This window comes from Nonomuraea indica (genome assembly GCF_002850745.1).
GTDB classification, from domain to species: Bacteria; Actinomycetota; Actinomycetes; order Streptosporangiales; family Streptosporangiaceae; genus Nonomuraea; species Nonomuraea indica.
The window spans coordinates 1-902 of sequence record NZ_PJOK01000114.1 but is presented as its reverse complement, the minus strand read 5'-3'; the positions used below and the strand labels follow the sequence as shown (position 1 = coordinate 902).

At 65.1% G+C, this 902-nt stretch carries 1 protein-coding gene; it reads left to right on the top strand.

What is annotated here, in order from left to right; genetic code table 11:
- Positions 1-127 precede the first annotated feature (127 nt).
- Entirely contained in the window at positions 128-892 is a 765-nt protein-coding gene (locus CXR44_RS38690; RefSeq protein WP_101791125.1) for a transposase family protein, read from the top strand.
- The last annotated feature ends 10 nt before the right edge of the window (positions 893-902 follow it).

Genomic DNA, 902 nt, shown 5'->3' with positions numbered 1-902 from the left:
GAGCCATTTCCATCCTGAAAGGCCAGGTCACAGGCTCGTTGCAACCAGCCGGACTTGATCCGCAAGTGGAGAAGCCCCTGGTAGATGCGTTGTCGACCAAGAGCAACAGCATCTCCAGGAGCTTCGCGTGCTGTTCTACCGTGCCGCGCTGCCGTTGTCACGCCGGACGTTGATGTTCCTGTCCAGCCTCATCCGCCGTCACCGCAAGAAGATCGGCTCGCGCTGGCGACGGCTGAACCCGGGCCAGCAGGCCATGCTCGCGCTCGTCCACCTGCGCAAAGGGGAGACACTAACCGAACTGGCAGCGGGTTTCGCCGTGGGCGCCACCACCGCATGGCGCTACATCCGTGAAGCCATCACGCTGCTGGCCGACCGCTCGCCTGGCCTGGACCAGGCGTTACGAGCCGCCCGGCGCGCCGGCTACGCCTTCGTGGTGCTGGACGGCACCTTGATCCCGATCGATCGAGTCGCTGCCGACCGGCCCTACTACTCGGGCAAGCACAAGAAGCACGGTATGAACATCCAGGTCCTGGCCGCCCCGGATGGCACGCCGTTGTGGACCTCCGGCTCCTTGCCGGGTTCGGTGCACGACCTGAGGGCCGCCCGGATCTGGGGCATCGTGCGTCGTCTGAAAGCTGCCGGCCTGATCACCCTGGCTGACAAGGGCTACGTCGGCGCCGGTGAGCCCGTCCGGGTGCCCTACAAGGGGAAGAACAAGCCTGCCTCGCAGAAGGCCGCCAACTCCTCGCATGCCAGGCTTCGCGGACCCGGTGAACGCGCCAATGCGCAGCTGAAGACGTGGCGCATCCTTCGCAAGCTACGCTGCTGCCCTCTTCTCGCAGGTCAGCTTGTCAAGGCGATCCTCGTCCTTCAGCTCCGCGAGGCAAGATGAAAAGCACTCA